Source organism: Sulfitobacter sp. HNIBRBA3233, assembly GCF_040149665.1.
GTDB lineage: Bacteria > Pseudomonadota > Alphaproteobacteria > Rhodobacterales > Rhodobacteraceae > Sulfitobacter > Sulfitobacter marinivivus.
Genome location: NZ_JBEFLP010000001.1, coordinates 973,775 through 999,704, shown reverse-complemented (window position 1 = coordinate 999,704; position 25,930 = coordinate 973,775). Strand labels below are relative to the sequence as shown.

Genomic DNA, 25,930 nt, shown 5'->3' with positions numbered 1-25,930 from the left:
GTCTTTCCCCCCTTGGGGGCGCGTGGTAGACGCGCCCCAAATTCATACCCCAAGGAGACGACACATGGCTCTTGAGCGCACATTCTCGATCATCAAACCAGACGCGACCCGCCGCAACCTGACCGGCGCGATCAACAAGAAATTCGAGGACGCAGGTCTGCGCATCGTCGCGCAAAAGCGGATCCACCTGACAAAAGCACAGGCAGGCGAGTTCTATAAGGTACACGCCGAGCGTCCGTTCTACGACGAACTGTGCGAATTCATGGCGTCCGCCCCCATCGTGGCGCAGGTTCTCGAAGGCGAGAACGCGATCACGAAGAACCGCGAAGTCATGGGCGCCACCAACCCTGCGGATGCAGCCGAAGGCACGATCCGTGCGGAATTCGCTGAATCCGTCGGCGAGAACTCGGTCCACGGTTCCGACGCACCCGAAACGGCTGCGGTCGAAATCGCGTATTTCTTCTCCGGTCTCGAACTGGTCGGCTAAACCCTTTTACGGGTCAGTTATCGAAGGGCGGTCTTCGGGCCGCCCTTTGTGCATCTTGGGCTGCGATATGCCTGTCGAGCAGATCCACGTTCCGCAGGTTTGCCTTCCAGCCGATATCGAACAGATCCCCGACAAGGGGGATCGACCCGATCAGCGCGTCGATCCCGATATTCCCGCCCATCCGCACGAGCGTGCCCAGCGGCACCCCTTTGCGCCGCGCTGTGGCCACGATGTAGAGAGCCGGCGCAAGTGCCAGCGCATCCCCGACGACCGGAACCAGCCCGACTATCGAATCCCAGCCCACCCGCTTGCCGATCAGCGGTATTCTGAAAGCACTGTCCATGGCATGCGCAAGGCTGCGCAGACGGGCGATATCGGGGTCTGTCGTGTCCATAGATGACGAAATGGGCCAGATGCGAAGCGGTTCAAGCGCCGCCCCGGTGATTTGGCCACGTTGCTTGGTGCGCTCCGATGACAGCGGGCGAATTGACTGCGGCGATAGAGCTTTTCCACCGGGCCGGGTTGGGTGGAGTTCAAGGGAAATCCCTTATGCGACCGGATACCGGTTGCGGACGGACACCGCGAAGGCCCCGGGCCGGCTCAATCTCTCGGGCGTGACGCCTCTATTCCGTCAGCCTTTCGGTTTCGTCAGGTCGAAGATCATGTCGTCGCCAGGGATGCTTTCGAAGAGTTCGGCCACGGCGGGATCGTGGCCGGGGATCAGTCGCGACCGGTCGCGCGCCAATTGCATGACCTTTTCGTGCCCGTCGAGCGTGCGCGCGACATCGGCGACGATCGGAAAGGGGGCGCCGCGTGAAATGTTGGCATAGAAATGCGCAGCGTCCGAAGCCAGACAAAGCCGTCCCGCCTCGCTCTGCACCGTAACGGCCTGAAGCCCAAGCGAGTGGCCGGGGATGTGATGGAGCCTGACCCCTTCGGTCAGATCGGAATCGCCATCCACGAAATCGACCCGACCTGCGTAGTTCAGCGCCACCATCAGCTGCACGTCCGACAGCTCGAACGGCGCCCGTATCATGCCGTGGCGCATGTAGCGTCCGGTAGCAAAGCGCATCTCCTCGTCCTGCAGGACGAAGCGCGCCTTGGGCAGCTTGTCCATATTGCCCGCATGGTCGTAGTGAAGATGCGTGATGATCACCGTTCCCACGTCCTCGGGCGCGATGTCGAGAGCCCTCAGCGCCTCGATCGGGCAGCGCAGGAAGTCGCGCTTGCGCGCGCGGGCGCGTTCGGCATCGAAGCCGGTATCGATGAGGATCACGTCGCTGCCGCGACGCAGAACCCAGACATAGTAGAAGATCGGTTCGGAACCGTCATGCGGATCGGCACCGAGGTAGTAATCCGTCACCGGCCGCACGGACCGGGCATATTGGACCGCGTAGACTTCGTAAGCGTGTGGCGACATCACCGCTCCTCCAGCTTGTTCAGCGCCGTGATGAAATAAAACCGGAAGCGGTCCGGATCCTCGATCATCGGGAAGTGGCCCAGACCGTCCATTTCGGTGAAACGGACCTTTTCGGGGTCCAGCAGGGCGGCGATGCTGCGGGTGTTTTCGGGAGACGCGGAATAATCGTAGCTTCCGGTCAGCAGTTCGATCCGAACGCCGCTTTCGCGGATGGCGGGGGCGAGGGCCTCGCCGTCGTATTCTTCCGAATAATAGTGAAGGTCGCCCATATAGACCCCCGGGCGGCCCTGCGCATAGATCGCGCAGGCCTCGTCGCGTTGTTTCTGCGGGCAGGAGGGGCCCAGCATCGCCCGCACATAGGCCGGATTGTGAAACCCGTTTGAGACCCGCGCATCGGTCAGCAGGTCGCTCTTGCGCCCCGGCGATCTGAGCGGGGCCTCAAGCGCGATGGCGCCGCGCAGCAGCTCCGGTCGGCGTGCCGCCATGGTCAGCGCCATGGAGGCGCCCATGGAACAGCCCACGAGCAGGGCGGGCCCGCCGGCCACCTGTTCGATGAAAGCGGCGACCCAGCTCAGATAGCTTTCCTCGGTCAGCTCGTAGCCGGCGGTCGTCTCCCTGTCATTCTCGCCCGACGACAGGCCGTGCCATGGCATATCGAAGGCCAGCAGGCGGTGGGTCTTCTGCAGCTCGAGGTCGGCCATTTGATGCAGGTATTGGCGCGCATCGGCGCCGGCGGTGTGCAGAAAGACGATGGGCACACCCTGTCCCGCTTCGAGCCAGTGAAGGCAGGCCGTCGCGCCGCGACCGTCGGTCAGCACGCGCCGGTGTCCCGATACGGATCCGGGGTCATGGGCGAAGGCGAAGCCTGCGAATGGCGCCTCCGACGGGCGCGCCAGTTCGATCAGCCGCTCGAGCGCGGCCAGCGCCTGCGCGACGGTCAGCGGATCGCCGGAGATTTCGGGCCCGTCGGGATTGCGCATGAGCGCTCCGAAGGAATGGTATCCGGGCGGCGGCGTGGCCGACAGCACGCGGTCCCACAGGGCAGGGGGCGAGCGCAGGGCGATCTCGCCACCGCCGTCGTTCTCGACCTTCGGCCTGTCCCCGAGACGCAGGGTGAGCGTCCGGTCGCCATCGGAGACCGAAATGCCGCAGGTCAGTCCCCGACTGCACCAGCCAAAGACGCTGTCATCTGCCGCGCGCGCGAGCCAGGATTCGAGCCTGTCGGTCACGGCTCACTCCAGTCCGTCGAGATAGCGGAAAATCTCGGTATGGTCCGCGCGCTGGCCCAGAACGCGGTCGGCATCGTTCCAGATCGAGGATACAGCCGCCACGCCCGGCATGGGCCGTCCCGATTGCTGCGCCAGCCCGGCGGCCAGAGCGACATCCTTGGTCATCAGGCTGAGGGCAAAGCCGGCATCGCGGAACTGTTCGGACAGGACGAACTGCACGATCTTGTTCTCGGTCGAGTTGTTGCGCCCGGTCGAGGCGTTGATGATCTCGGTCATCCGCTCGGGGTCGAGGCCGAAATCCTTGGCCATGATCACGGCCTCGCAGGCCGCGACAAGCCCGGCTGCCGAGACGTAGTTGTTCAGCGCCTTGGTCGCATGTCCGGCGCCCAGCGGGCCCGCGCGGAACACCCGGCCCATGGCCTGAAGGACCGGTTCCGCCGCATCCATCGCGGCGGCGTCGTCACCGCCCAGCATGATCGCAAGCGTCCCCGCGACCGCCTTGCGCAGACCGCCCGAAACCGGCGCATCCAGAAGGATCACATCCCGCTCGGCAAGCTCCTTGCCCAGCGACCGCGTCTCGATCGGGTCGGAGGAGCTCATGTCGATGATCACCGCACCGGGTCGCAGATGCCCGACCAGACCGCCTTCGCCCAGACAGACCTCGCGGACGATGGCCGAGGTCGGCAGCATCAGGATGACCGTGTCGCAGCCCCCGGCGAGTTCTGCCAGCGAGGCTACGGCCTTCAGCCCGTCGCGCGCGGCGACCTTCTCGGCTGCCTCGGGCACGGAATCGAACACCATGGGCGTAAAGCCTTTCTCGACCAGGCAGTGCACCATGGGCGCACCCATGGTGCCGGTTCCGACGAATCCTAGAGAGGCCAAGGTCAGATCTCCTCCATGTCTTCGAGTACGCCGCGCGCGATGCGGAAGCTGTCGACCATTGCCGGCACGCCGCAGTAGATACCGACCTGCAAAAGGATCTCCTTGATCTCGTCCGGGGTAAGACCGTTGTTGATCGCCCCGCGCACATGGGCTGCCAGTTCGTGCTGGCGGTTGAGGGCTGCGATCATGGCGATGTTGATGGTCGAGCGGGTCTTGCGGTCCAGACCTTCCCGGCCCCAGACTTCTCCCCAGCAGTAGGTTGTCACCATTTCCTGAAGATCGCGGGTGAAATCGACCATCCCGTCCACGGCCTTGTCGACATATTCGTCTCCAAGTGTGGCCCGGCGGATTTCCATGCCCTTGTCGTAGGTGGCCTTGTCCATTGTTATTGTCCTTTCGCTTTTGTTTCTTGCGTTTCTTCCAGTTCCGCGAACCTGCGGATGACCACATTGGCGGCGGCGGCGACATGCGCCTCGGCCAGATGCCGGGCCTCCTGTCCGTCGCGGCGGCGGATGGCGTCGATCACGGCGCCGATCTCTTCGAGGGTTTCGGAGAACCGGCCCGACGCCGAGAGGGTGAAGCGGCGCAGCTGCACGATCCGGTTGTTGAGTTGCGTGAACATCTGGTCGAGCACCTCGTTTCGCGCCCCTGCCAGCAGGCAGCGGTAGAAATCGTTCTTGGCCTCGACCAGCGCGTCGGCATCGTCCTGTCCAAGCATCGCCTTCAACCGTTCGAAGATGGCGAACAACTCCTCGCGTCCGGCGTCTGAGGCGTGTTCGACGAATTCCTGACAGGCCAATCCTTCCAGAACCGCCCTCACGCGGTAAAGGTCCTCTGCGGAGCGCTGGTCGAGCAACGTAACCGTCGGGCCCTTGTGCGGCACCACCGTGATCAGGCCTTCGGCGGCAAGCACCTGAGTTGCCTCGCGCACGAGACTGCGGCTGACGCCGAACATCTCGGTCATCGAGCGCTCCGACAAGCGCTCGCCCCCCTTCAGGTCGCCGGCGAGGATCGCACTGCGCATGCTGGCGACCAGACGGCCGCTTAAAGTGACGTTCTCGCGGCTCAGCGCGTATTTCGATGACATTCGATGCCCTCCGAGCTTTATCAATCATATTGTCAGACAATCTGTCAATAAGGTTGACAGGTGTTCATACGGAAGCATACCCTCTGTGAAAGTCGAAATCGACTCTTGGGAGGAAGTTATGCAGAAATCGTCAGGAAAATTTTCGGTCCGTCCACGTGCGGGCATCAGTCGCCGCGCTGTTCTGGCAACCGGGGCTGCGGCTCTGGCCGTGCCGGCGCTGTCGCGTCGAGCCTACGCACAGGATGCGGTGAATGTCGGGGTGATCGTGCCCCTGTCGGGGCCGAACGCACAGTTCGGCATTAATTCCCGCAACGGCATCCAGCTTGTCGCGGATGAAATCAACGCCAATGGCGGGATCAAGTCGATGGGCGGCGCGCCGATCAATCTGGTGATCGCCGATGCCACCTCGAACCCGACGCAGGCCGCGACCGTGGCCCAGCGGATGATGTCGCAGGACAACGTCGTCGCGGTGCTTGGTGCCTTTGCGTCGTCGCTGACGCTGGCAATCTCGGAAGTGACCGAACGCCGCGGCATTCCGCTTCTGACCATGTCGTTCTCGGATCAGATCACCGCGCGCGGCTTCCAGAACGTGTTCCAGATCGTCTCGGTCGGCAGCCAGATCGGCGCGGCCACGTTCGATTACACCCGCGCGTTGGCCGCGGATGCGGGCGAGACGCTCGAGCGGATCGCTATCATGTACGAGGACACCGCCTACGGGACCTCGCAATCTGCGGGTCTGCGTCAGGCCGCCGCGGACGCCGGTATCGAGGTGGCGATGGACGAGGCCTATCCGCTGGGCATTACCGACGTCAGCCCGCTGATCAACCAGCTGCGCCGGGCCGAAGCGCAGGCGGTCTTCCCGGTCTCCTACCTCAATGATTCGCTGCTTATTGTCCGGGCAATGCGCCAGCAGGGGCTCAATATCCCCACGATCGGTGGCGCCGCAGGCTACATCATCCCCGACTTCCGCGACGGGCTGGGCGAACTGGCCGACAATGTTCTGTCGATCTCGCCCGCGGCCTACGATCAGGCGCCGGAATACACCGAACGGTTCCGCGAACGGTTCGGCTATTTCATGGTGCACGAGGCGCAGGAACATGCCGCCTGCATGGGCTGCCTGCATTCGGCGCTCGAAGCTGCGGGCGTAGCCGACCCCGCCACGATCAGCGAGCACCTGCGCACTGATCTCTTCGACGAAGGCTGGGCGACTGTCATGACCGGCGGCAAGGTCGAGTTCGACGAGATGGGTCGCAATCCGCACGCATCTCCGCTGATGGTCCAGTGGCAGGGTGGTGAACTGGCGACGGTTTACCCCAAGGAACTGGCCAAGGCCGAGGTCGTCTGGAACAGCTGATCCAATGTCAGAGCAAGCCCCGAAGCGGACAATCCGTTTCGGGGCTCCCACAAGGTCGGACCTGAAATATGCAAAATCTCCTGACGTTCCTGCAGACACTGATCGACGGCATCCTGATCGGCGGCGTTTATGCCGTGATCTCGATCGGGCTGAGCCTCGTCTTCGGTGTCATGCACATCGTGAACTTCGCCCATGCCGAATTCCTGATGATCGGCATGTTCATCGCCTGGTTCGCCTGGGCGTTTGCCGGCATCGACCCGATGTTCGGCGCCTTCATCGCCCTCGGGGTCACATTCGTGATCGGGATGGTCATGCAGCGCACGCTGATCAAGCCGATCCTCAACGCGCCGCAGGTGTCGCAGATTTTCCTGACGGTGGGTCTTCTCTTCGCGCTCGAGAACGGTGCGCTGCTGCTGTTCGGTGCCGACTACCGGTCGGTGTCGACATCCTACCAGACGCAGGCGCTGACACTCTTCTCCAGTGACGCGGGCAGGCTCCTCGTTCCGCTGGACAAGCTCTATGCCTTCCTGATGGCTCTGCTGAGCGGGGGCGCGCTGTGGTATTTCCTCAGCCGGACACGATGGGGGCGGGCGATGCGCGCCACGTCACAGGATCCCATGGCGGCCCGCCTGATGGGCATCAACACCGACCGCATGTACATGATCGCATTCGGGCTGGGCGTCGGAACCACGGCCTTCGGCGGTGCGGTGATCCTTCCCTATATTACCGCCTCTCCCACGGTGGGGGCGCAGTTTGTCGTGCTCATGTTCACGGCCGTGGTGCTGGGCGGGCTGGGCTCTGTCGCTGGCGCGGTGGTCGGGGGCATCATGGTCGGGCTGATCCAGTCCTTCTCGGCGCTGTTCCTGCCGATCCAGCTCATGAACCTGACCCTCTTCGTCATCTTCATTCTCGTCCTTGCCCTTCGGCCTGAGGGCCTCGTCGCGAGGAGACGCGCATGACCGTTCAGCGATTTCTTCCCATCCTCGCCATTCTGGCGCTGATCGTCATGGTGCTGGCGCCGCTGGGCCTCGATCCTCGCGGCTACGAGATGCGGATCTTGTGTATCATGCTGCTCTTCGCGGGACTTGGTCAGGCATGGAACATCGTGGGTGGTCTGGCGAACCAGATCTCGCTCGGGCATGCCGCCTATTTCGGGATCGGTGCCTATACGTCGACGATCCTGCTGAACCTTTTCACCCTGTCGCCCTGGCTTGGGGGGCTGTTCGGCATGGTGCTTGCCGTGGGCTTTGCGCTGCTGCTCAGCATTCCGACCGTGCGGCTGAAAGGGCATTACTATGCGCTGGCGACCCTCGCGGCGGGCGAGGCGATGCGCGTGATCGCCAACAGCTGGGCCGATGTCACCGGTGGACCTGTGGGTATTTCTGTCCCCTATATGCCCGGCGAGGGGCTGTGGATGATGCAGTTCTCTACCGTGCTTCCGAATTACTACCTGTTTCTTGCGGCGCTCGTCGTGATCTGCCTGATCTTCTGGAAAATCCAGACCGGCGCCTTGGGCTACCGCCTGCGGGCCATCAAGCAGAACGAGCAGGCGGCCGAGGTGATCGGCGTCGATACATATCGCGCCAAGCTGATCGCCGCCTGCGTTTCGGCTGCCATCACGGCCTTCCTTGGCACGCTCTACGCGCAATTCCAGTTCTTTTTCGACCCCGATACGGTTTTCGGGATCGCAACGATCTCGGTCAAGATGGCGCTCATCGCCATTCTGGGTGGGGTAGGGCGTCTGTCCGGGCCGCTGGTCGGTGCTGCCTTCATCATTCCGATGGAGGAGATGGCCAACAGCTATTTCGGCAGTTCCGCCGCGGGCCTGTCTCAATTCGCCTATGGCGCAATCCTTGTGATCGTCATCCTGCTCAACCCGCACGGGCTGACGGCGCTGATCGGCCAGCTCTGGAACCGCATCCTCGGAAAGGGGGCACCGCATGACCGCGCCGCTACTTGAGGTTTCGGGCCTGACCCGGCGTTTCGGGGGCCTTGTTGCCGTCAATGACGTCACCTTTTCCGCCCAGGAAGGCGAGATCGTCGGCCTGATCGGACCCAACGGGGCAGGGAAGACGACCCTGTTCAACCTGCTGACCGGGATCTACCAGCCCAGTTCCGGCGAGATCCGCTTCGAGGGGACCTCCAGCGGTGGCCTGAAGCCGCACAAGATCGCGCGCCGCGGCATGACCAAGACCTTCCAGAACGTTGCGCTGTTCATGGAGTCGTCGGTGCTCGACAATGTCGTGACGGGCGGGTTGCTGAACAATCCGCTGCCCGAGGCGCGGGAAAAGGCGCGGGCGATCCTCGACCGGGTCGGTCTGTCCGGCATCGCCGATGTCCGCGCAGGCGACCTGTCGTTCCCCGAACGGGCCCGGGTCGAGGTCGCGCGCGCGCTCTGCACCGAACCAAAGCTTTTGCTGCTGGACGAGGTCATGGCCGCGCTCACCCCTGCCGAGATGGAGGAGGTCATCGATCTTGTCCGCTCCCTGCGAGACGAGGGCATCACCTTTATCGTGGTCGAACACCACATGAAGGCGGTGATGAAGCTCTGCGAGCGTCTTCTGGTGCTCAATTTCGGCGAGTTGATCGCCGATGGCACGCCGGTCGAGATCGCGCGCAACGAGCGCGTGATCGAGGCCTATCTGGGCGCGAGCTTTGCCAAGAAGCACGACGAACAACCGGTGGAAATAGTATGACGACGACACAGCAAGCCGCCGATCCGGCGCCCTTCCTCTCCCTCTCGTCGATTTCGGCGTCCTACGGGGGGGCATGGGTGCTGCGTGATGTCTCGATCTCGATGAAGCAGGGCGAGTTTCTTGCGGTCATCGGCGCCAATACCGCCGGCAAGAGCACGCTTCTGAAGGCGATATCGGGCCTCATGCCGAAGGTCACCGGTGCGATCTCTTTCATGGGCCATGACCTGATCGCCACCGAGTCGCACCGCATTCCGGCCCTGGGGATCGCGCATGTGCCCGAGGGGCGTCATGTCTTTCCGGACATGACTGTCGAGGAAAACCTGATCACGGGTGCTTTCACGCGGGGGCGGGAAACCTCCATCGCCGGCACGCTGACGCGGATCTACGATCTCTTTCCGCGCCTGAAGGAACGCCGTAGCCAGCCGGCCGGCACGCTCTCGGGCGGCGAGCAGCAGATGGTCGCTGTCGGACGCGGGATGATGCTCGAGCCGAAACTGCTGATCCTTGACGAGCCGAGTCTGGGTCTCGCCCCCATGGTGGTCGAGGAGATGCACGAGCGGTTCCACGAAATCCATGCAAGCGGCGTTTCTGTCCTTTTGGTCGAACAGAACGTGTCGCTGGCTCTTGAGAGCGCCGAGCGCGCCTATGTCATGGCCTCAGGCGAGATCGAGTTCGAAGGTGCCGCGCGCGATCTGGCCAACGATGACCGTATTCGGCGGGCCTATCTGGGGATCTGATGCAGCGGCTGATAACCGTCACCGGTTCAAGATTATCTTCGGTCTCAGGGCGAGGTTTTTCTTGTGCCCGCATGCCAGCATACTCAGGCGTTTTATTCCGTGCTGGGATCGAAGGATGCCTGTTTCTATAGGCTTCAAACCCCTCAACTGTGGCTACAATGATTTCTTGAGCCACCCAGCCGCTTTGCCCAAATACAGAACGGTCTTCAGCTTCAGATAAGCGATCCGGGCGGCGAACCTATCCCGGTTTCCGACAGCCAAACCCTTACCCGTCAGCGGTTGTGTTCTACCGTTGTCACCGTCACGCCCCCGATATCCGGGGAGGGCAGGGTGCGTGCCACTGTCGCGACGGGATGATCCATTTCTGCTGCGCGTAGGACCTGCGTTAATGTTGTGGAATTGTTGTTGACCAACGAAAAATGGGTCAACGATTTCTCGCTAAACAAATAAATTCTTTGGCTCCGGCGGTAGGGATCGAACCTACGACCAATTGATTAACAGTCAACTGCTCTACCGCTGAGCTACGCCGGAACGGTCCGCACCGTATAGCGAGGCGTATTTCGCGCGTCCAGAGGGTTTGGGCCGGAAAAATACAAAAAATTACGATTTCGTTTCACGCGCTAGCGCAGGGCGAAAGTTGCGTCCGCGCGCAGGGTGCCGATGCTGCGGGCAAGGTCGCGGCCGTGCAGGTCCAGAAGATGGGCAAGCACGTTGCGCGTGGCCGCTCCGAGGAGCGCTGCGGGGGTCTCGGTGTAGATCTCTGCCGCGAGTGTCGCGGCATCCGACGGGCCTTTCTGCAGGGCGTCGAGGATGGCACTCTCGCGGCTGCGGCGATGGGTGACCAGCCACGACAGCCGGTCGGCGGGACTGGTGATGGCCGCACCGTGACCGGGGTAGAAAACCGACCAGTCGCGCGATTGCAGCCGCGCGCAGGACGCCATGAAGTCGGTCAGGTCCCCGTCGGGGGGAGAGACCAGCGAAGACGCCCATCCCATCACGTGATCGGCGGTAAAGCATCTCTCACCCCACGCGAGGCTGAGATGGTTGCCGATGTGGCCGGGCGTGTGGATCGCCTCGAGCTGCCAGCCGTCGCCTGCGAGCACCGCACCATCGGTGAGGGTTTCATCGGGGCTGAAGTCATGGTCGATGCCCTCACCGCCACCGATGTCGCCCTGATCGGCCAGCATCTGCATCACTTCGGACCGACCGGCGGTTGCGCCGCCGAAGGCAAGGATCGGCGCGCCGGTTTTCCGCGACAACGGGCGGGCCAGCGGGGAGTGGTCGAGATGGGTATGCGTCACCACGATATGGCTGATCCGCTCGCCGGGGCGCAGGGCCGCGAGAATCGCATCCAGGTGCTGCGGGTTTGCCGGCCCGGGGTCGATCACGGCCAGATCGCCGGTGCCCAGCAGGTAGGTATTCGTGCCACGGTAGGTCATCGGCGACGGATTCGGCGCCACGATGCGGCGCAGGCCGGGCTCTAGCTGCTCTGCCACGCCGATGGGCGGGTCGAAGTCGTCTGGTGGTGTCAAGGTTTTGCCTTTCGCAGCGCAGGGTGGGTCAGTAGGGTCTAGCGCATGTCCTTCGCATGGCTCAAACACTATATGCCCCGAGGCATCTACGCGCGTGCGGCGCTGATCCTGCTGCTGCCGGTCGTCTCGCTGCAACTGGTGGTCACCGTGATTTTCGCACAGCGCCATTTCGAGGGCGTCACCTACCAGATGACCGACACCGTCCTGCGCGAGATCAATCTGGTGCGCGAGGTGGCGCGCGAGGCCCCGGATGCCAGTGCCGCCGTGGCGCGCGTGGCGCAGGAGCTTGCGCCGCTTGAGGTGACGCTCGGCTCCGTCGGGACGGCTGCACCGGAGAACACACTTGCCTGGTACGACTATTCCGGCCGACGGGTCATCCAGAGGCTGGGTGAACGGATGCCGGGATTTCGTGCGGTGGATCTGAGCGATAGCGACCGTGTTGTCGTCTACTTCGAGGATACCCATGGCCTGATGCGCGTGGGTTTCGACAGAAAGCGGATCACGGCGAACAATCCGCATCAGCTTTTCGTTTACACGGTTATTCTTGGTCTCTTAATGACGCTGATCTCGATCATCTATCTGCGCAACCAGTTGCGCCCGATCAAGAAGCTGGCCCGCGCCGCAGAGGCATTCGGCAAGGGCAGGCATGTGCCGCTGACACCGGCGGGCGCGGTCGAACTGCGTGCCGCGGGCAACGCCTTCGTGGACATGCGCAACCGGATCGAGCGGCACATCGAACAGCGCACCCTGATGCTGTCGGGGGTCAGCCACGATCTGCGGACGCCTCTGACGCGGCTGCGGCTGGGGTTGTCGATGATCGACGAGGAAGACGCAGAGCCGCTGTTGCGCGACGTTGACGACATGCAGATGATGCTCGACGAATTTCTCAATTTTGCCAAGGGCATGGCCGAGGGCACCCCCGAAAGGGTCGATCCTGTGGCGATGGTCGAATCCCTCGTGGCAGAGGCGGCGCGCGCGGGCCGCGATGTCACGCTGTTGCCGCTCGAAGGCGAGGGGGCCGGTACGGTCCGCCTGCGCGAGGGGGCGATGCGGCGCGCGGTCGACAACCTGATCGGCAACGCGGTCCGCTACGGCACCCGGGCCGAGATTTCCGTTCTGCTGACCGACCGGACCCTTCGCATCCGGGTCGAGGATGACGGCCCCGGCATCCCGGAGGCCTCGCGTGAGCAGGCGCTCAAACCCTTCAGCAGGCTCGATCCGGCGCGCAACCAGGACAAGGGCGGCGGTGTCGGCCTCGGGCTTGCGATCGCAATGGATGTCGCACGCGGTCATGGCGGCATGCTGCGGCTGGGCGTGTCCGACCGGCTGGGCGGTCTCAGGGCGGACATCGTGATCGCGCGGTAGCGATCAGTGATCCGAGAGGCTCGGATGCAGCGAAAGCGGCAATTCTCAGCGGGAGGCGTGGTAGGCCCGGCAGGACCTGTGCGGGGTCAATAATGACAATAAATTACAAATCATTACATTGAAAAAGTGGCCCACGAAATCGGTCGTGGGCCACCTCATCAACGATTGGTCAAGCAATCGTCTTTGCGTTGTGCCGGTTCCTTGCCACATGGAGCCGGCGCAGCCAGCTACTCGTAGGCGCCGGCGGAATGGGTGAGCAGCATTGGTCGTAAGCACCATGATCGAGCGCAAGGCACGTTTTGTTATTCTTTGCAAAATGGATGGCATGGGGCCGAGGCCGCGTTCGACAGCTTCACCTGCCAGTTAAGACGACTACCAGCCGCTTTGCGCAAGAGCATAACCTAAAACCGCGCGGCTCGGAGATGGCCTGCCACCCCGAACTGGCCAGACGGTTAAAGATCGATATCCGGTTCTGTCAACATCACCGAAGGCGGTGCACTGCCGATCAGATAAATTCATCCCCATCGGCAAAGCGCAGGATCTCGATCCCAGTCAGGTAATCAACGCCGTCTCCTGCACCCGGCCCAATGTAGCGGACCTCAGTCGGACTAAAGGGCGCAAAAGGAAATTGTGGGCCGACGACATACTGATCGCGGTCATAGTTGAACACCGCAACGTCCGTACCGTACCCACCCACAAGCACATCCTGCCCGGCATTGCCGATCAGGGTATCGTCGCCCGCGCCCCCAATCAGCCGGTTGGAATTGCGGTCGCCGGTGAAATGGTCATCGCCAGCCGCGCCTTCGAGCTCCTCGATAAACAGGAAGGTATCGCCACTGGCGGTGCCGGACCAACCCTTGCCGCGCAGCAGCGACACATGTTCGTCCGGAACAACGGGATCGACGTAGCCCAGGCTGACCCGGTCCCAACCCGCACCGCCATCAAAGATTTCGCAGGCATTGCTGGCTTCGAACCAGTCGCGCCCACCCAGGCCGCGCATTTCAACATTGCCTGAAGGCCTGCCAGAGCTGCCAACAAAATGGTCATTCTCCGACGTCCCCGTAAAACTTTCGACATTGCGCCAGACCATCTGGCCAGAATTGTAGTTCTTCTGGTATCCGCCCACAACCTCACCGCCTGTGGCAAACGATGCGTACGCTGGCAGGTCAATCCCGATCGTGACGCTGCCTCTCCCGAAATCGAATTTAACCCCGCCACCGCCAGTATAATTGGCAAAAGACAGGCTGTCGTACCCCGGGCCGCCTTCGTAAAAGGTCTCGCGGCCTTGCCAGAACAACCAATCATCGCCAGGACCGGCGGCGACATAGACCGGCTCTGTGATCTCGAAGGCGTAGTCTTCCTCGCCCGGCGTGGTTTTGCGCACCTCGATCAGCACATGGGCGGTCGGCCCGGTAAGAAGGCTGTCCAGCTGGAAATAGCCGTCGCGGCCAGCACCTTCCCACATGTGCACGCCGTAGACGACGTGGAAGGACGCATCACCTTCAACGTCGAGATAGTAGATACCCCCCGGCTCAAGAAAGATCCGGTAGTAGTCGAGATTATCGGTTGGACCGAGCGTGCTTTCTACACGCTGACCAAATGACAAAGGAGAGGATCGGAAATCAGCCACTTTAAAAAAACTCCTGCTCTATGCGACCAAAAAGACCCGTACCGGGCAGCGCCTGCCCTTTGGCGATCCGGATCGGGATGCGCCAATATCCTACTAGTTCAACCGACATTCTCCAAGTGGCTTGCCGTCTTAAGCGAGGGTCACCGGACAGGGCATGTGTGTCAGGCGTTCTGCGCTCCTGACTGCCGCGGCCTCCGTGCAAGGAAAAAGATCTGCGCGTATTGGGTCAAGGATCGGCATCATCCTTGGGTCGCGCCCTCGGTTTCCAGCGCGTCGGGCGGAGCTGTCGAGCCGCTTTCGTGTAGTTTCGGTCGTGATCGCGTTCACGCGCTAGACTTCGCGGCTGCTCTGCCTTTGTACGAGGCGGCGCTTCAGGGCGTGCAAGAGGGCCAGACGGTTGCGGTGCAGCACGTTGCGCGGGCTTCGTAACAGGCGCGAATGGCAGGCCAGACGGATGAAGTCTCTGGAATCGTGGGCGCATCCATTCTAACCCATTGAATTCCATGGAGCACCTTCCACATCCGTGGGGCAGTGTCTTTTTATATTTTACAATGACTTGGCGGTAAATGTGGTAGGCCCGGCAGGACTTGAACCCGCAACCAAAGCGTTATGAGCGCTCTGCTCTAACCAATTGAGCTACAGGCCCGCCGATGTTTTGGGTATGCGCGCGCAGGCCGCGCGTCAAGACCGGTTGGGGCGTGGCGAGGCGGGTTTTTCTTGGCGCGCGCAAGATGAAGCGTACGGCGGTTTGCGCCGAGAGATCGGAGGAGACCTCCGGGAGCGCGGCTGGGTTACCGCATTCTTGCCGGGCGATCTGCTGAATGTGGAGCGATGATAGGTGCTCGCTGCTCTATGCTGGGGGCATCAGCCGCTTTGTGCGGTTGCGGGTGGGGCAGGGTAGTTGCGCCATTTCGGTACATCGGATGCAATTGGCGTGCGGGCGCTTGCATTCTGCGCGGTACGGCGATGGCACAGCTCTGCGCCTTCCGGGCTGGCGCGGGGATGCGTTTGGCCGCGGCGAAATGCGGGCAACCGGACGGCTGCGTGAACTCGCTTTGATGAACAGGCGTTCCAGCCCTCGACGATCGAGGCGCGCGGTGCCTGATTGGTGCGCCGTTGTGCTCGGTCTATGGGGCGGGGCTGTGCAATCACCCGAACGGTCGCATCAATTTTGAGATGGTTGCGGATAAATCCACGCGCACCGGCGGGTCGGATGCGCCTTGCGGGGCAGTATCGGTTGCCTGACCCAATATGATCGGGTATCGCACCGGTGACACCATTCAACGGGAAGACACCATGACCAAAAGAGGGATCACCTACGCAGATGCCGGTGTCGATATCGATGCAGGTAACGCATTGGTTGAACGCATCAAGCCTGCGGCCAAGAAGACCTCGAGACCGGGAACCATGTCGGGTCTGGGTGGATTTGGCGCCCTGTTCGATCTCAAGGCGGCCGGGTTCGAAGATCCGGTCCTCGTGGCCGCGACTGACGGTGTCGGCACCAAGCTGCGGATTGCCATCGATACCGGCAATGTCGACAAGATCGGTATCGATCTGGTCGCGATGTGCGTGAACGATCTGGTCTGTCAGGGGGCGGAGCCGCTCTTCTTCCTCGACTATTTCGCCACCGGCAAGCTCGACCTGGATCAGGGAACCGCGATCATCGAGGGGATCGCCAAGGGATGCGAGCTTTCGGGCTGTGCGCTGATCGGCGGAGAGACTGCCGAGATGCCCGGGATGTACGCCGAAGGTGATTTCGATCTGGCCGGATTTTCCGTGGGCGCGATGGAGCGGGGGGCGACCCTGCCCAAGAACGTAAGCGCCGGTGATGTGCTGCTGGGTCTGGGCAGTGCGGGTGTGCATTCGAACGGCTACAGCCTCGTGCGGGTCATTGTCGACCATTCCGGCCTCGCGTGGGACGATCCGTGCCCCTGGGATGCGGGTACGCTGGGCGAGGTGCTGCTGACGCCCACGCGTCTTTATGTAAAGGCGGCGATGTCGCTGTCGCAGGCCGGTCTGGCGCATGGGTTCGCCCATATCACCGGCGGCGGTCTGACCGAGAACCTGCCGCGGATCCTGCCCGCGGGCACCGGTGTCCGCATCGATCTGGACAGCTGGGAACTGCCGCCGGTCTTCCGCTGGCTGACGGCGCACGGCGGGATGGACGAGGACGAGCTTCTCAAGACCTTCAATGCCGGCATCGGCATGGTTGCCGTGGTGCCCAAGGACTCGGTGGAAGAAGCCATGAAGCTGCTGCGCGACGCGGGCGAGGAGGTCTTCGCGATCGGCGAAGTGACAGCCACGGCCGGTGTGCGCTACGAGGGCAGCCTCGTTTAATGAAAAAAGTCGCGGTATTCATCTCCGGTGGCGGGTCGAACATGGTCGCGCTGCTGGAGGATATGGCACGCGCGGGGCACGCTGCGGCCCCTGCGGTTGTCCTGTCGAACACCGCGGAGGCGGGCGGCTTGCAAAAGGCCGCTGCCATGGGCGTGGCGACCGAGGTCGTCGATCACCGCCCCTTCGCCGGCGACCGCAGCGCCTTCGAGGAAGCGATCAGCCGCGCCCTTGTCCCGCACGCGCCCGATATCATCTGTCTGGCGGGTTTCATGCGCAAGCTGACCGCGGGTTTCACCGATGCCTGGGCGGGCCGAATGCTGAATGTCCATCCGTCGCTTCTGCCCAAGTACAAGGGGCTGCACACACACGCCCGCGCGCTGGAAGCGGGCGACAGCGTTCACGGGTGCACCGTGCACGAGGTGACCGCAGCCTTGGACGACGGGCCGATTCTGGGACAGGCCGAGGTGCCCGTTCTGGACGGTGACACCCCCGAGACACTGGCCGACCGCGTGCTGGTGCAGGAGCATACTCTCTATCCGGCTGTCCTGCGGCGCTTCGCGGCGGGCGACAGGCGGCCCCTGATGCTCAAGACCTGACTGGTAAATCCCGCGCGTTTTCTGTACCGCTGGGATAAGCCAAGGATGATGTGATGCGTACGATTACCACGACTGAAGAACTCGCCGCCTACTGCGACGAAGCCGCCAAGCACGATTATGTGACTGTCGATACCGAATTCCTCAGGGAACGGACCTATTACTCGAAGCTGTGCCTGATCCAGCTGGCGATGCCGGGCACCGACGACAGCGGTGCGGTTCTGGTCGATCCGCTGGTCGGGGATATGTCGCTCGAACCGCTCTATACGCTGTTTCGCGATACCTCGGTGGTCAAGGTGTTCCACGCCGCGCGGCAGGATCTAGAAATCTTCTTTGTCGATGCCGAAGTGTTCCCCGAGCCGCTGTTCGACACGCAGGTTGCCGCCATGGTCTGCGGATTTGGCGAGCAGGTCGGCTACGAGACGCTGGTGCGCAAGATCGCGCGCGAGCAGCTGGACAAGACATCGCGCTTTACCGACTGGTCGCGCAGGCCCTTGTCTGACGCGCAAAAGAAATACGCGCTGGCCGATGTCACCCACCTGCGCCAGATTTACGAATACCTCGCCGCCGAACTGGCCAAGTCCGGACGCCAGAAATGGGTGGCGGAGGAGCTGGAAATCCTCACCGCGCCCGAGACCTATACCAACACCCCCGAAGACGCGTGGCAGCGGGTGAAGACCCGCACGCATTCGGGGCGCTTTCTGGCGCTCGTCCGCGCACTCGCCGCCTTCCGCGAACGTATCGCGCAGGAGCGCAACATCCCGCGCAACCGCATCTACAAGGACGACGCGCTGGTCGAACTGGCCTCGCTGAAGCCTAAGACACTGGAAGAGCTCAGCCGCGCGCGGCTGTTGCTGCGCGACGCCCGCAAGGGCGAGATCGCCGAAGGGATCCTTGCCGCCGTGGCCGAGGGGATCGACTGCCCCCAGTCCGATCTGCCCGAACCCGACCGCCGCCGCGAGAAAATGCAGGTAAATCCGGCGCTGGCGGATCTGTTGCGCGTCCTTCTGAAGGCAAAGGTCGAAAGTGCGGGCGTGGCCGCGAAGCTGATCGCGACGGCCTCCGATCTCGATGCGATTTCGGCGGGCGAACGCAACGTTCAGGCGCTGAAGGGCTGGCGGCGCGAGGTCTTCGGATCGGACGCGCTCGACCTATGCGCGGGTCGGATTGCGCTGACCGCCGAGGGCAGCCAGGTCGTCGTGGTTCGCCACTGACGGACGGACAGGACCAGGCGGGCGAGCGGCCCGCTGCGTAGCGTATTCTGTAAAATCCGGATTAGCGGCGGGCTACGCGGGCGTTCTGCGCCCCTTCGACGCGGATCGCTCTGACCCCGGCAAGCTGCTGGTCCGTGATCCGGCGGGCGGCTGTCACCTCGCGCGTGGCGGGGGCGCCCACTGGTGTCGGCTGTGTGCGCTCCACGCCTTCGAGCCGGTAGGACAGTGTGCCGTCGACCGGCGTCTCGTCCTCGGTGACGGGGGTCAGCTGTACGGCAAAGATGCCCTGCCGCTCGGCACGACCGGTTGCACGGATGATCGCGCCACCCGCGACCCGTTCGATCGTCAGATCGACGATTTCGTAAAACGGCTCTCCGAGGTAGATTTCCTTGTTGTCCGGGCGGCTGCCGAACAGGCCCGAACGTGTCGGGATCAAAGGGTTGACCGGCTCTGTCTCGGCGCTGACGGGGGCAGGTGTGCTGCGCCCGAACCAGTTGCCGGGGTTGAGCGCGCTGTCGCGGACCACGCCGCAGGCACCCAGTGTCAGGGAGGCGACCAGAAAGGCGGGAAGTATACTGCGCATTGGACCTGCCGGTTGGTTTTTCCTTGTCCATCTGACCTAACCCATCGTGCGACACTTGGGAAGGGGGTGCGGGGGTGGACCTTTGGCGCGCACTTGCCTACCTCCTGACTGAGACGCAGAGGAGCACACCATGGCCAACGCCGCATTCGAGGACCTTGTCGAGGATTTCGAGTTTCTGGAAGACTGGGAAGACCGCTATCGCCACGTGATCGAACAGGGCCGCGAGATGGACGCGCTCGATCCCGCGCTGCGGGTACCCGCGACCAAGGTAGACGGATGCGCCAGCCAGGTCTGGCTTCACGCCGAGATGCGCGACGGACGCCTGCATTTCGACGGGGCGTCGGATGCGATGATCGTATCGGGGCTGATTGCCGTGCTGCGGCTTTTGTACAACGGGCTGACGCCGTCGGAAGTCATGGCGGTCGATGCGCGTGCCGAACTGGGACGTCTGGGATTGAACGAACATCTTTCGGCCCAGCGGTCGAACGGCTTGACCGCAATGATCGAGCGCGTGCGCGAGACGGCAGCGCGCGCGGCGGCCTAGGAAAGGGGTCCAGCCCCGGCCTTAAGGTTCATGGGAAAGCGCTGGCCGCGTCAGAGATCGGCCAGAACATCCTCAAGATCGCCATAGCCTGTCAGCCGGCGTTCAAACGCAAGACCCAGCCGGTCCGCGCAGGCGCGGGCCTTTTCGGTCAAGGCCGGATCGTCGGTCTGGGCCTGATAGACCAACTTCTCGTAATTGCCGAAGTAGATGTCGCGCAGCTCCGGCCGCCGGTCGAGGCCCATGGGCTTGATGATAAACGCGTCGAACTGGCGGACCAGAAAATCGGTCAGGTAGAATGTGGTGATCTCGTCCTCGCTGATCCGCGCGAAGCGGTCATTGCCCTCAAAAAAACTGTAGCAATGGGGCCCTGCGATCATCTCGACCCCCAGACGGTCGCAGGCCGCTTTCAGCAACCCGCCGGTCCCGCAATCCGCGTAGGCCACGAAGATATGGGCATGGGTGTCGCGGTGTTTTGCAACGGCGGCCTCCACCTCGGCGGTGATCCGGTCGGGGTAGAGGTGCAGCTTGGCGGGCAGGCAGGTCAGGTCGATGTGGTGCCAGCCGTTCTGGTCGCGCAGGTCGATGATTTCACGCGCAAGCGCGCCACAGGCGATCACCAGCACCCGTCCGCGTGGATCGGAGGGGGCGGGCAGGCCGCTTTCGCGCAGGGTGTCGTCGGACGCGATCACCGCAGCAGCAGCCGTGCAGCAAGCGCGGCGACCCCCAGCGCGGCAAGCACGGCCCCGGCAGAGAGGGCAGGCGTGGCCGAAAGAGCCGCAACCGTTACCGCAGCGGCCGCGATGACGGACAGGATGAGGATGGCAAACACCGATCTGGGCATGGAAACTCCTTTGCCCTTAATCTAAGCGCGGAGGGGCGCATAAAAAAGGGCCCCGCAGGGCCCTTTGTGATCGCGCGGCCCGCTTCAGGCCGACTTGCTGTTATGCTTGCGCCCGACCCATTCCTTTGCCGTCTCGACCGCGACGGCGGCATCCCGGCAATAGGCATCCGCACCGATGGCGCGGCCGAATTCCTCGTTCAGGGGCGCACCACCGACAAGCACGATGTAATCGTCGCGAATGCCCTGTTCGACCATCGTGTCGATGACCACCTTCATATAGGGCATCGTCGTCGTCAGCAGCGCCGACATGCCCAGAATGTCGGGCCCTTCGGTTTCCAGCGCTTCGAGATAGGCCTCGACCGGGTTGTTGATGCCCAGATCGACGACTTCAAAGCCCGCACCTTCCATCATCATGCTGACAAGGTTCTTGCCGATGTCGTGGATATCGCCCTTGACCGTGCCAATGACCATCTTGCCGACGCGCGGCGCGCCGGTTTCGACCAGCAGCGGCTTGAGAATCGCCATCCCGCCCTTCATGGCATTCGCGGCCAGCAGGACTTCGGGCACGAAAAGGATGCCGTCACGGAAATCCGCGCCGACAATCGTCATACCGCCAACCAGCGCCTTGGTCAGGATATCGTAGGGTTCCCATCCGCGTTCGAGAAGAATGTTGACGCCCTCCTCGATCTCTTCCTTCAGACCGTCGTAGAGATCGTCGAACATTTGCTGGACAAGCTCTTCGTCGTCGAGTTCGGAGAGGATGATGTCGTCTTCTTGGTCTGACATGAGGCATTCCTTCTGCTGACTGTGCAGGCATGATATTTAGCCCCTTTTGTCATACCGTTTCAATTTGCGGAATGCACTTTTGCGACATGCGTCGATTTCTACGCGACGCCGCGTCAGTCGGATCGCCGCCGAAAGCCGGCATCTTGCAAATGTTCCCATTTTGTTCCAATCTGTCGAGATGGACAGGGAAGATCGCAGATACACGCTCAAGGGGCGCGCCGCGCAAAGCAATCACGCGGGCCGGTTCGAGCGTCTGACACGGGACGCTGTCGATGACGGCTGGGCGGAGGAGGACGCGCTTCCGGTGCTGCGCACCGAAACGTCGATAGAGCAGCCGCGCAGCATCATCACCTACAACCGCTCGCCCGATCTGCCCTTTGACCGGTCGATCAATCCCTACCGGGGCTGCGAACACGGCTGCGTCTATTGCTTCGCGCGGCCCAGCCATGCCTATCTGGGCCTGTCGCCGGGTCTGGATTTTGAAACCCGGCTGGTCGCGCGGCCCGACGCGCCGCAGGTGCTGTCCCGGGAGCTTGCCGCGCGGTCCTACCGCGTTGCGCCCATCGCGATCGGCACGAATACCGACCCCTACCAGCCGATCGAAAAGACCCACGCGGTAACCCGCGGTTGCCTTGAAGTGCTGTCGCAGGCGGGCCATCCGGTCGCCATCGTGACCAAAGGCAGCCTGATCGAGCGGGATATCGACATTCTGGGCGATATGGCGCGGCGCGGTCTGGTGCGTGTCGGCATTTCGGTCACTACGCTCGATCCCGCGTTGTCGCGCCTGATGGAGCCGCGCGCGCCCGCGCCCGCGCGGCGGTTGCGCACGATCCGCTTGCTGGCCGGGGCAGGGGTGCCGGTGCGCATCATGGCGTCGCCGCTGATCCCCACTCTCACGGATCCCGAACTGGAACAGATCCTCGAACAGGGCCGCGCCGCCGGTGCCCGCCACGCAAGCTGGATCATGCTGCGGCTGCCGCGCGAGGTATCGCCACTGGTGCAGGAATGGCTGGAGGCGCACTTTCCGGGCCGCGCGGCGCGGATCCTCGGGCGGCTGCGCGAGATGCACGGCGGGGCGCTCTACGATTCGCAGTGGCACCGGCGTATGCGCGGCGACGGGCCCTATGCCGAGATGATCGCGCGGCGGTTCGAGATCGCGGTCAAGCGGCTGGGCCTGTCTGAACGCGCAGCCCCGATGCGATGCGACCTGTTTCGCGCGCCGCACCGGGACGACCGGCAGCTTGCCCTTTTCTAGGGGGCGATGCGGTCAGCTGCGCCGCCGTCCGCGACGCACGCGCTTCGCGGAAGGATCGGACCCTTCTTCGGTGCCGTCATTGTCCGACGAGAATCCGCCAAGTGCCGCCGCGATTTCTTCAAGGTCGGGGGCCGCTCCTTTGGGGGTCGTGTCCAGCGCTTCGCGCATCTTCTCGAGGTGCGAGGGCATGGTGCCACAGCAGCCGCCGATGATGCTGGCCCCGCAGTTGCGGGCCATGAGCGCGTAGGTGGCCATCAGCTCGGGGGTGCCGTCATAATGGATGTGGCCATCGTGGTATTTCGGAATGCCCGCGTTGCCCTTGGCGATGATCGGGCGCGACGGATCCTTGGCGGCAAAGCCCAGCACGGTGCGCAGCAGGTCCGACGCCCCGGTGCCGCAGTTCGCGCCGAAAGCCAGCGGCGCATTGTCGATCTCGTCGACCATGTCGACCATCCCGGCCGAGGTCATGCCCATCATGGTCCGGCCTGCGGTGTCAAAGCTCATGGTGCCGCACCACGGCAGACCGGCCAGCGCGAATCCTTCGGCGGCGGCGCGGTATTCCTCGGGGGCCGAGATGGTCTCAAGCCAGCCGATGTCGACGCCACCGGCCTTCAGCCCGTCCGCCGTTTCGTGGAACATCTCGACTGCGGAGGCATGGCTCAGCGTGCCGACGGGTTCCATGATCTCGCCCGTGGGGCCGACAGAGCCTGCCACGACCACCGGGCGTCCAGCTGTATCGGCAACCTCGCGCGCCAGCTCGGCGGCGACACGGCTCAGCTCATGCGCGCGCTTTTGCGCATCGTGAAGCTTGAGGCGCGAGGCATTGGCCCCGAAACTGTTGGTCAGGAACAGGTCCGATCCCGCATCGACCGCACCGCGATAGAGCGCGATGATTTTCTTGGGCTGGTCGGTGTTCCAGAACTCGGGCGCATCGCCCGATTCCAGACCCATGTTGAACAGGTTGGTGCCGGTGGCCCCATCGGCCAGCAAGACGCCTTTTTCGGCAAGAAGATCGATAAACAGGTTTGACACGGGCCAGTGCTCCGGAATTGGGACTTTTTCCGGTTTTCTCACGCGCGGGCGGGCGCGGCAATCATCAAATGCCTCATCTCTTCATGAGGCCGGGGGTGATGGTGTCGCGCCCTGCGCGGTTAGCTGTGTTCGGCCATGATCTGCGCGCGCGCGACGGCGAGGAGTTCGTCCATCTTGGCGCGGATCGTGGCGCGGTCTGCCCTGTCGCCGAGATCGGTTTCGAGCTTGCGCATCACGTCACCGTCGCCCGCTTCCTCGAAATCGGCTTTCACGACTTCCTGGGCATAGGCCTGCGCCTCGACCTCGGTCATTCCCAAAAGGCCTGCCGCCCACTGGCCCACCAGCCGGTTGCGGCGCGCCTCTGCCCTGAACTGCATTTCTGCGTCATGGGCGAACTTCTTCTCGAAGGCTTTTTCACGTTCTTTGAAATTGTCCATGTCTACCTCCTTGGGTGCATGACCTTATTGATGTGGGGAGCGGTTGATGCATCTACAAGTGTCGGCATGCTTGCAGGGCAGGCGGGCTTGCACTAAGAGGAGCGCAACAGCGTGGCGGGCCCATCCCGCCACCGTGTGACATGAGGGACGCCCATGGCCCGCCGCAAGAAAATCTACGAAGGCAAGGCAAAGATCCTGTACGAGGGCCCCGAACCGGGCACGATCGTGCAGTATTTCAAGGACGACGCGACCGCGTTCAACGCCCAGAAAAAGGACGTGATCGACGGCAAGGGCGTTCTGAACAACCGCCTGTCGGAATTTTTCATGACCGGTCTCAACCAGATCGGCGTGCCGACGCATTTTATCAAACGCCTGAACATGCGCGAACAGCTTGTCCGGCAGGTCGAAATCGTGCCGCTTGAAGTGATCGTGCGCAACTACGCCGCCGGCACCATGTCCAAGCGCCTTGGCATCGACGAGGGAACGCAACTGCCGCGCCCGATCGTCGAATATTGCTACAAAGACGATGCACTTGGCGATCCGCTGGTGACCGAGGAACATATCGCCGCCTTCGGCTGGGCCAGTCAGCAGGATATGGACGATATCCTGTCGCTCGCACTGCGCGTGAACGATTTCCTGTCGGGTGTGATGATGGCGGTCGGTATCCGTCTGGTGGACTTCAAGATCGAAGTCGGCCGCGTCTACGACGGTGATTTCCAGCGCCTGATCGTCGCCGACGAGATTTCGCCGGACAGCTGCCGTTTGTGGGACATCGAAACCGGTCGGCATCTCGACAAGGACGTGTTCCGCCGCGATCTCGGCTCGCTGACCGATGCCTATACCGAAGTCGCCACGCGCCTTGGGGTCATCCCCAAGAACAGCGGGCCGGTGACGAAACCGACCCTTATCAACTGATCCGGCCCAAGGGCCGCCACGACAAGACGAAGCAGGAGACCGCGCAATGAAGGCACGGGTGCATGTGATGCTGAAAAACGGTGTTCTGGATCCGCAGGGCGAGGCCGTGCGCCACGCGCTGGGGGCGATGGGCTTTGACGGGGTCGAAGGGGTCCGCCAAGGCAAGGTGATCGAACTCGATCTTGCCGAAGGAGCGACCGAAGCGGACGTGACCGAGATGTGCGAGCGTCTGCTCGCGAACACGGTCATCGAAAGCTACACGGTGGAGATGTCCTGAGATGCGCGCCGCAGTCGTCGTTTTTCCCGGATCCAACTGCGACCGCGACCTTGCGGTGGCGTTCGAACAGTCGGGCGCGGATGTTACCATGGTCTGGCACAAGGACAGCGCGCTGCCCGAAGGCATTGATATCGTGGGCATTCCCGGCGGCTTTTCTTACGGAGACTACCTGCGCTGCGGGGCCATTGCCGCCAATTCGCCGATCTGCAAATCGGTTGCCGATCATGCCGCGCGCGGCGGTTATGTCATGGGGATCTGCAACGGTTTTCAGGTGCTTACCGAAACCGGCCTGCTGCCCGGCGCGCTTTTGCGCAACGCGGGCCTGAAATACATCTGCAAGACGGTCGGCCTCAGGGTCGAAACCTCGGCCTCCGACTTTACGCAAGGCTACAACGCGGGTGACGTGATCGACATTCCGATCGCGCACCATGACGGCAACTATTTCGCCGATGCCGACACGATCAAGCGTCTGAAAGACGAGGACCGGATCGCGTTTACCTACACCGACAATCCCAACGGGGCGCAGGCGGATATCGCGGGCATCCTGTCGGAAAACCGCCGCGTGCTGGGCATGATGCCCCACCCCGAACGCGCCGCTGACGCGGGGCACGGCGGTACGGACGGGCAGGCGCTCTTCCGCGCATTGGCGGGCGCGCTGACCGAGGCCTGACTTGAGCGCCACCCGCCCGAAGGATAG

The 25,930-nt window shown here is 63.1% G+C and carries 29 protein-coding genes, 2 tRNA genes and 1 pseudogene; 16 read left to right on the top strand and 16 right to left on the bottom strand.

Going from position 1 to position 25,930, the window contains the following annotated elements:
* The first annotated feature begins 64 nt into the window (after window positions 1–64).
* Window positions 65–487 carry a nucleoside-diphosphate kinase gene (gene ndk, locus ABMC89_RS04770; RefSeq protein ID WP_349565727.1) on the top strand — a complete coding sequence of 141 codons (423 nt, stop codon included), beginning with the start codon at window positions 65–67 and terminating at the stop codon, window positions 485–487.
* Window positions 488–500: 13 nt separating this feature from the next.
* Here ndk and ABMC89_RS04765 read toward each other — a convergent pair whose 3' ends face one another.
* The 6 genes from ABMC89_RS04765 to ABMC89_RS04740 form a co-directional block, all read right to left on the bottom strand.
* Window positions 501–881 (bottom strand): DUF4112 domain-containing protein, encoded by a 381-nt coding sequence (locus tag ABMC89_RS04765; RefSeq protein WP_349565725.1) that lies wholly within the window; start codon window positions 879–881, stop codon window positions 501–503.
* Window positions 882–1,118: 237 nt separating this feature from the next.
* Complete coding sequence (locus ABMC89_RS04760) at window positions 1,119–1,907, bottom strand: N-acyl homoserine lactonase family protein (protein ID WP_349565723.1); 789 nt, start codon at window positions 1,905–1,907, stop codon at window positions 1,119–1,121.
* Entirely contained in the window at window positions 1,907–3,136 is a 1,230-nt protein-coding gene (locus ABMC89_RS04755) for an alpha/beta fold hydrolase (protein ID WP_349565721.1), read from the bottom strand. The genes ABMC89_RS04760 and ABMC89_RS04755 overlap by 1 nt, the downstream gene beginning before the upstream one ends.
* A gap of 3 nt (window positions 3,137–3,139) precedes the next feature.
* Entirely contained in the window at window positions 3,140–4,018 is an 879-nt protein-coding gene (locus ABMC89_RS04750) for an NAD(P)-dependent oxidoreductase (RefSeq protein ID WP_349565719.1), read from the bottom strand.
* A gap of 2 nt (window positions 4,019–4,020) precedes the next feature.
* On the bottom strand, window positions 4,021–4,401 hold the full coding sequence (locus tag ABMC89_RS04745; RefSeq protein ID WP_349565717.1) for a carboxymuconolactone decarboxylase family protein: 381 nt from the start codon (window positions 4,399–4,401) through the stop codon (window positions 4,021–4,023).
* A 2-nt stretch (window positions 4,402–4,403) separates the two neighbouring features.
* Window positions 4,404–5,105, bottom strand: coding sequence for a GntR family transcriptional regulator (locus tag ABMC89_RS04740; RefSeq protein ID WP_349565715.1), 702 nt, complete (start codon window positions 5,103–5,105; stop codon window positions 4,404–4,406).
* 118 nt (window positions 5,106–5,223) lie between these two features.
* Here ABMC89_RS04740 and ABMC89_RS04735 point away from each other — a divergent pair, with 118 nt between their 5' ends.
* The 5 genes from ABMC89_RS04735 to ABMC89_RS04715 all read left to right on the top strand — a co-directional run bounded on the left by ABMC89_RS04735 (window position 5,224) and on the right by ABMC89_RS04715 (window position 9,892).
* The gene (locus tag ABMC89_RS04735) at window positions 5,224–6,459 is read left to right on the top strand and encodes an ABC transporter substrate-binding protein (protein WP_349565713.1); all 1,236 of its coding nucleotides are present in this window, start codon (window positions 5,224–5,226) and stop codon (window positions 6,457–6,459) included.
* A 68-nt stretch (window positions 6,460–6,527) separates the two neighbouring features.
* Complete coding sequence (locus ABMC89_RS04730) at window positions 6,528–7,418, top strand: branched-chain amino acid ABC transporter permease (RefSeq protein ID WP_349565711.1); 891 nt, start codon at window positions 6,528–6,530, stop codon at window positions 7,416–7,418.
* The gene (locus ABMC89_RS04725) at window positions 7,415–8,419 is read left to right on the top strand and encodes a branched-chain amino acid ABC transporter permease (protein ID WP_349565708.1); all 1,005 of its coding nucleotides are present in this window, start codon (window positions 7,415–7,417) and stop codon (window positions 8,417–8,419) included. The genes ABMC89_RS04730 and ABMC89_RS04725 overlap by 4 nt, the downstream gene beginning before the upstream one ends.
* Window positions 8,400–9,155, top strand: a complete 756-nt coding sequence (locus ABMC89_RS04720) for an ABC transporter ATP-binding protein (protein WP_349565706.1) — start codon at window positions 8,400–8,402, stop codon at window positions 9,153–9,155. The genes ABMC89_RS04725 and ABMC89_RS04720 overlap by 20 nt, the downstream gene beginning before the upstream one ends.
* Window positions 9,152–9,892 (top strand): ABC transporter ATP-binding protein, encoded by a 741-nt coding sequence (locus ABMC89_RS04715; RefSeq protein ID WP_349565704.1) that lies wholly within the window; start codon window positions 9,152–9,154, stop codon window positions 9,890–9,892. Before ABMC89_RS04720 ends, ABMC89_RS04715 begins: the two co-directional genes overlap by 4 nt.
* Window positions 9,893–10,348: 456 nt before the next feature.
* On the opposite strand, the gene ABMC89_RS04710 is transcribed toward ABMC89_RS04715, so the two are convergent.
* Together ABMC89_RS04710 and ABMC89_RS04705 are read right to left on the bottom strand one after the other, a co-directional pair.
* A tRNA-Asn gene (locus ABMC89_RS04710) sits at window positions 10,349–10,423 on the bottom strand.
* 89 nt (window positions 10,424–10,512) lie between these two features.
* Window positions 10,513–11,424, bottom strand: coding sequence for an MBL fold metallo-hydrolase (locus tag ABMC89_RS04705; RefSeq protein ID WP_349565702.1), 912 nt, complete (start codon window positions 11,422–11,424; stop codon window positions 10,513–10,515).
* A gap of 45 nt (window positions 11,425–11,469) precedes the next feature.
* On the opposite strand from ABMC89_RS04705, the gene ABMC89_RS04700 reads away from it, so the two are divergent.
* Both ABMC89_RS04700 and ABMC89_RS19055 read left to right on the top strand, forming a co-directional pair.
* On the top strand, window positions 11,470–12,789 hold the full coding sequence (locus ABMC89_RS04700; RefSeq protein WP_349565700.1) for an ATP-binding protein: 1,320 nt from the start codon (window positions 11,470–11,472) through the stop codon (window positions 12,787–12,789).
* A gap of 268 nt (window positions 12,790–13,057) precedes the next feature.
* Window positions 13,058–13,274, top strand: a pseudogene (locus ABMC89_RS19055) (IS30 family transposase); the annotation flags it as partial.
* Window positions 13,275–13,294: 20 nt separating this feature from the next.
* On the opposite strand, the gene ABMC89_RS04695 reads toward ABMC89_RS19055, so the two are convergent.
* Both ABMC89_RS04695 and ABMC89_RS04690 read right to left on the bottom strand, forming a co-directional pair.
* On the bottom strand, window positions 13,295–14,419 hold the full coding sequence (locus ABMC89_RS04695; RefSeq protein ID WP_349565698.1) for a calcium-binding protein: 1,125 nt from the start codon (window positions 14,417–14,419) through the stop codon (window positions 13,295–13,297).
* A 569-nt stretch (window positions 14,420–14,988) separates the two neighbouring features.
* Window positions 14,989–15,065, bottom strand: a tRNA-Ile gene (locus ABMC89_RS04690).
* A gap of 650 nt (window positions 15,066–15,715) precedes the next feature.
* On the opposite strand from ABMC89_RS04690, the gene purM reads away from it, so the two are divergent.
* Genes purM through rnd form a run of 3 tightly spaced genes read left to right on the top strand, consistent with a single transcriptional unit; the run spans window position 15,716 to window position 18,563 of the window.
* Window positions 15,716–16,756 carry a phosphoribosylformylglycinamidine cyclo-ligase gene (gene purM, locus ABMC89_RS04685; RefSeq protein ID WP_349565696.1) on the top strand — a complete coding sequence of 347 codons (1,041 nt, stop codon included), beginning with the start codon at window positions 15,716–15,718 and terminating at the stop codon, window positions 16,754–16,756.
* Window positions 16,756–17,352 (top strand): phosphoribosylglycinamide formyltransferase, encoded by a 597-nt coding sequence (purN, locus tag ABMC89_RS04680; RefSeq protein WP_349565694.1) that lies wholly within the window; start codon window positions 16,756–16,758, stop codon window positions 17,350–17,352. Before purM ends, purN begins: the two co-directional genes overlap by 1 nt.
* Window positions 17,353–17,405: 53 nt before the next feature.
* On the top strand, window positions 17,406–18,563 hold the full coding sequence (gene rnd / locus ABMC89_RS04675; protein ID WP_349565692.1) for a ribonuclease D: 1,158 nt from the start codon (window positions 17,406–17,408) through the stop codon (window positions 18,561–18,563).
* A gap of 61 nt (window positions 18,564–18,624) precedes the next feature.
* Here rnd and ABMC89_RS04670 read toward each other — a convergent pair whose 3' ends face one another.
* Complete coding sequence (locus ABMC89_RS04670) at window positions 18,625–19,146, bottom strand: hypothetical protein (protein ID WP_349565690.1); 522 nt, start codon at window positions 19,144–19,146, stop codon at window positions 18,625–18,627.
* Between the two features lie 130 nt (window positions 19,147–19,276).
* Between ABMC89_RS04670 and ABMC89_RS04665 the strand changes: the two genes are divergently transcribed.
* Window positions 19,277–19,690, top strand: coding sequence for a SufE family protein (locus tag ABMC89_RS04665; RefSeq protein WP_349565688.1), 414 nt, complete (start codon window positions 19,277–19,279; stop codon window positions 19,688–19,690).
* 50 nt (window positions 19,691–19,740) lie between these two features.
* Here the strand turns inward: ABMC89_RS04665 and ABMC89_RS04660 are convergent, their stop codons facing one another.
* The 3 genes from ABMC89_RS04660 to ABMC89_RS04650 form a co-directional block, all read right to left on the bottom strand.
* On the bottom strand, window positions 19,741–20,379 hold the full coding sequence (locus tag ABMC89_RS04660) for a DUF1638 domain-containing protein (RefSeq protein WP_349565686.1): 639 nt from the start codon (window positions 20,377–20,379) through the stop codon (window positions 19,741–19,743).
* Window positions 20,376–20,531, bottom strand: a complete 156-nt coding sequence (locus ABMC89_RS04655) for a hypothetical protein (RefSeq protein ID WP_349565684.1) — start codon at window positions 20,529–20,531, stop codon at window positions 20,376–20,378. Before ABMC89_RS04655 ends, ABMC89_RS04660 begins: the two co-directional genes overlap by 4 nt.
* A gap of 84 nt (window positions 20,532–20,615) precedes the next feature.
* Window positions 20,616–21,317 (bottom strand): corrinoid protein, encoded by a 702-nt coding sequence (locus ABMC89_RS04650; RefSeq protein WP_349565681.1) that lies wholly within the window; start codon window positions 21,315–21,317, stop codon window positions 20,616–20,618.
* A gap of 178 nt (window positions 21,318–21,495) precedes the next feature.
* Between ABMC89_RS04650 and ABMC89_RS04645 the strand changes: the two genes are divergently transcribed.
* Window positions 21,496–22,572: a PA0069 family radical SAM protein gene (locus ABMC89_RS04645; RefSeq protein WP_349565678.1), complete on the top strand. Its 1,077-nt coding sequence runs from the start codon at window positions 21,496–21,498 to the stop codon at window positions 22,570–22,572.
* Between the two features lie 12 nt (window positions 22,573–22,584).
* On the opposite strand, the gene bmt is transcribed toward ABMC89_RS04645, so the two are convergent.
* Both bmt and ABMC89_RS04635 read right to left on the bottom strand, forming a co-directional pair.
* The gene (gene bmt / locus ABMC89_RS04640) at window positions 22,585–23,604 is read right to left on the bottom strand and encodes a betaine--homocysteine S-methyltransferase (protein WP_349565676.1); all 1,020 of its coding nucleotides are present in this window, start codon (window positions 23,602–23,604) and stop codon (window positions 22,585–22,587) included.
* Between the two features lie 119 nt (window positions 23,605–23,723).
* Complete coding sequence (locus ABMC89_RS04635; protein ID WP_349565674.1) at window positions 23,724–24,041, bottom strand: DUF1476 domain-containing protein; 318 nt, start codon at window positions 24,039–24,041, stop codon at window positions 23,724–23,726.
* A 153-nt stretch (window positions 24,042–24,194) separates the two neighbouring features.
* Here ABMC89_RS04635 and purC point away from each other — a divergent pair, with 153 nt between their 5' ends.
* Genes purC through purQ form a run of 3 tightly spaced genes read left to right on the top strand, consistent with a single transcriptional unit; the run spans window position 24,195 to window position 25,903 of the window.
* Window positions 24,195–24,956: a phosphoribosylaminoimidazolesuccinocarboxamide synthase gene (gene purC, locus ABMC89_RS04630; protein ID WP_349565672.1), complete on the top strand. Its 762-nt coding sequence runs from the start codon at window positions 24,195–24,197 to the stop codon at window positions 24,954–24,956.
* A gap of 46 nt (window positions 24,957–25,002) precedes the next feature.
* A complete protein-coding gene (gene purS / locus ABMC89_RS04625) occupies window positions 25,003–25,233 on the top strand; it encodes a phosphoribosylformylglycinamidine synthase subunit PurS (RefSeq protein ID WP_349565670.1) in 231 nt (76 codons plus the stop codon).
* A 1-nt stretch (window position 25,234) separates the two neighbouring features.
* Window positions 25,235–25,903, top strand: a complete 669-nt coding sequence (purQ, locus tag ABMC89_RS04620; RefSeq protein ID WP_349565667.1) for a phosphoribosylformylglycinamidine synthase subunit PurQ — start codon at window positions 25,235–25,237, stop codon at window positions 25,901–25,903.
* Window positions 25,904–25,930: the final 27 nt, after the last annotated feature.

Excerpts from the sequence above, each read along its gene's own strand:
- ndk (WP_349565727.1), top strand. The coding sequence starts at position 65 with ATGGCTCTTGAGCGCACATTCTCGATCATCAAACCAGACGCGACCCGC.
- ABMC89_RS04765 (WP_349565725.1), bottom strand. The coding sequence starts at position 881 with ATGGACACGACAGACCCCGATATCGCCCGTCTGCGCAGCCTTGCGCAT.
- ABMC89_RS04760 (WP_349565723.1), bottom strand. The coding sequence starts at position 1,907 with ATGTCGCCACACGCTTACGAAGTCTACGCGGTCCAATATGCCCGGTCC.
- ABMC89_RS04745 (WP_349565717.1), bottom strand. The coding sequence starts at position 4,401 with ATGGACAAGGCCACCTACGACAAGGGCATGGAAATCCGCCGGGCCACA.
- ABMC89_RS04740 (WP_349565715.1), bottom strand. The coding sequence starts at position 5,105 with ATGTCATCGAAATACGCGCTGAGCCGCGAGAACGTCACTTTAAGCGGC.
- ABMC89_RS04735 (WP_349565713.1), top strand. The coding sequence starts at position 5,224 with ATGCAGAAATCGTCAGGAAAATTTTCGGTCCGTCCACGTGCGGGCATC.
- ABMC89_RS04730 (WP_349565711.1), top strand. The coding sequence starts at position 6,528 with ATGCAAAATCTCCTGACGTTCCTGCAGACACTGATCGACGGCATCCTG.
- ABMC89_RS04725 (WP_349565708.1), top strand. The coding sequence starts at position 7,415 with ATGACCGTTCAGCGATTTCTTCCCATCCTCGCCATTCTGGCGCTGATC.
- ABMC89_RS04720 (WP_349565706.1), top strand. The coding sequence starts at position 8,400 with ATGACCGCGCCGCTACTTGAGGTTTCGGGCCTGACCCGGCGTTTCGGG.
- ABMC89_RS04715 (WP_349565704.1), top strand. The coding sequence starts at position 9,152 with ATGACGACGACACAGCAAGCCGCCGATCCGGCGCCCTTCCTCTCCCTC.
- ABMC89_RS04700 (WP_349565700.1), top strand. The coding sequence starts at position 11,470 with ATGTCCTTCGCATGGCTCAAACACTATATGCCCCGAGGCATCTACGCG.
- purM (WP_349565696.1), top strand. The coding sequence starts at position 15,716 with ATGACCAAAAGAGGGATCACCTACGCAGATGCCGGTGTCGATATCGAT.
- purN (WP_349565694.1), top strand. The coding sequence starts at position 16,756 with ATGAAAAAAGTCGCGGTATTCATCTCCGGTGGCGGGTCGAACATGGTC.
- rnd (WP_349565692.1), top strand. The coding sequence starts at position 17,406 with ATGCGTACGATTACCACGACTGAAGAACTCGCCGCCTACTGCGACGAA.
- ABMC89_RS04670 (WP_349565690.1), bottom strand. The coding sequence starts at position 19,146 with ATGCGCAGTATACTTCCCGCCTTTCTGGTCGCCTCCCTGACACTGGGT.
- ABMC89_RS04665 (WP_349565688.1), top strand. The coding sequence starts at position 19,277 with ATGGCCAACGCCGCATTCGAGGACCTTGTCGAGGATTTCGAGTTTCTG.
- ABMC89_RS04655 (WP_349565684.1), bottom strand. The coding sequence starts at position 20,531 with ATGCCCAGATCGGTGTTTGCCATCCTCATCCTGTCCGTCATCGCGGCC.
- ABMC89_RS04650 (WP_349565681.1), bottom strand. The coding sequence starts at position 21,317 with ATGTCAGACCAAGAAGACGACATCATCCTCTCCGAACTCGACGACGAA.
- ABMC89_RS04645 (WP_349565678.1), top strand. The coding sequence starts at position 21,496 with ATGGACAGGGAAGATCGCAGATACACGCTCAAGGGGCGCGCCGCGCAA.
- ABMC89_RS04635 (WP_349565674.1), bottom strand. The coding sequence starts at position 24,041 with ATGGACAATTTCAAAGAACGTGAAAAAGCCTTCGAGAAGAAGTTCGCC.
- purC (WP_349565672.1), top strand. The coding sequence starts at position 24,195 with ATGGCCCGCCGCAAGAAAATCTACGAAGGCAAGGCAAAGATCCTGTAC.
- purS (WP_349565670.1), top strand. The coding sequence starts at position 25,003 with ATGAAGGCACGGGTGCATGTGATGCTGAAAAACGGTGTTCTGGATCCG.
- purQ (WP_349565667.1), top strand. The coding sequence starts at position 25,235 with ATGCGCGCCGCAGTCGTCGTTTTTCCCGGATCCAACTGCGACCGCGAC.